This window comes from Pontibacillus halophilus JSM 076056 = DSM 19796 (assembly GCF_000425205.1).
Lineage (GTDB): Bacteria > Bacillota > Bacilli > Bacillales > BH030062 > Pontibacillus_A > Pontibacillus_A halophilus.
The window spans coordinates 1-1,653 of the sequence record NZ_AULI01000034.1; the positions used below are offsets into that span (position 1 = coordinate 1).

General features: G+C 38.0%; 2 protein-coding genes. Both read right to left on the reverse strand.

From position 1 onward, the window contains the following. Positions 1 to 218 precede the first annotated feature (218 nt). Positions 219 to 698 carry a GNAT family N-acetyltransferase gene (locus H513_RS0117580; protein ID WP_026801894.1) on the reverse strand — a complete coding sequence of 160 codons (480 nt, stop codon included), beginning with the start codon at positions 696 to 698 and terminating at the stop codon, positions 219 to 221. Positions 699 to 806: 108 nt separating this feature from the next. Next, positions 807 to 1,436, reverse strand: a complete 630-nt coding sequence (locus H513_RS21045) for a hypothetical protein (protein WP_051240135.1) — start codon at positions 1,434 to 1,436, stop codon at positions 807 to 809. Positions 1,437 to 1,653 lie beyond the last annotated feature (217 nt).

Consider the following 1,653-nt stretch of genomic DNA (forward strand, 5'->3'; position numbering starts at 1 on the left):
ATATAAATCATCTTTGCGAAACATTCTTTTTAGAAGATAAGCAATACGTGTTGATAAAGAAATAAAGGATATTACACTATTTAATTAACGGGTGCATTAGTGCAAAAGAGAATAAACCAAAAAGGACTTCCACGGAATTGGAAGTCCTTTTTCTATAACTATCAACATCCAGCTTTAACAGAGCCAAATCATTAAGGACTGGCTGCTCACCTTGTCTGTCAGTATAATACCTTCTCCAATTTTATCTCGTCTCTGATTGGAATCCCGTCGTTTCCTTCTAATGGGATCTCTGGCTTCAACCTCCTTGCTTCGTCTACTGCATATCTTAAGAGTTGTGCTAACTCATAGCCTCGTTTCTGGTAGAACTTAAGTGCTAACAAATTGTCATTAGTCGTTATGAGGTTTATACACTTGCACTCATTCTCTAATGCAGTTCTCTCTACTGCTTGCAATAGTGAGGTGCCTATCCCTTTGTTCTCTTCCATGCTATCTAAAGAGATAATTTCGCATTCGTCTTTGATGATTATGTATGTGATTAACCCTATAATTGCGTTGTTTGAATCGAATACGGCATACCCATTTAATTGACTGCAATCATAGATGCCAGAAGAAATAACCATTTCTGTGGTACCCCATTGCACTTCAAAGAAATGATTAACTTTAGACTTTGAAATCTCACTAGTTGCTACAATCTCCATGATTTGACCTCCGAATAAGTGATAAGTATAGACTCTGGTCTACTTTCAAGGAAACAAACCCATCGCCCTTTCTTACTAGTTACTAAGATACGATTCTCTGTTACAGTCTTAATACTGCTTACTCAACCTCTGCTCGTTGGAGTTTGGGGTATACTCTACACTAATAGTAGCGTGTGGAAGACCGATATCGTATTTTAATCGATCTATTAATTCATCAACCATGTCTTCATCGTTCGCTTCGCTTCCTCGATCAAGCCATATCATCAAGGACGGTGTTGCACCTACTTCTTGTATTTTAGGCAAGTCAACCTCGCCTATATATGCGCCCTCAATAGACGTCCCAGCATAACTCACTGTGATTATCTCTATTTCGCTGAATCTTTCTTTGATATCATCAGCAATTTTATTGTGTAATTCATGCTCATAGTAACTTACAGCATAGTCATCCACCATTTTACCCAAGCTGTTCTCATAGATAAGAAAGCTAACGCCATTATCACGATTGCTTACCTTAGCAGCATACTCAAATTCGAAATTACCCATGTTATCGAACAGCGTATCGTAGATTTCCATTTGACCAGAATAATGAGATTTTAGATATGCGGTTGCTTTTCGTGTTATCTCCTCTTCTTTCTCTTGACTAGGAGTCATCTCTACAATAAATAGAATGACGAAAAATCCGACCAAAGCGACTAAAACTCCAAGTATGCCTAAAGTCCATTTCACAAAGCTATTCATAAAGACCTCCTATCTATTGCGTTACCCATAAATCAATCCCGAAGCAGATAACCGTAAGAAAACGGATGAGTAAGCTAGGACTTCCTTGCTCATAAAGGGTTTGTAAGAATAAGAAGGTTAGTTGTGGAATGTCAACACTAAACTAGACAGTTTAATTAAGGTGCTTCGATTTGAATTCTATTGGACTTAGGTAACCGAGGGTACTGTGGGTTCGTAT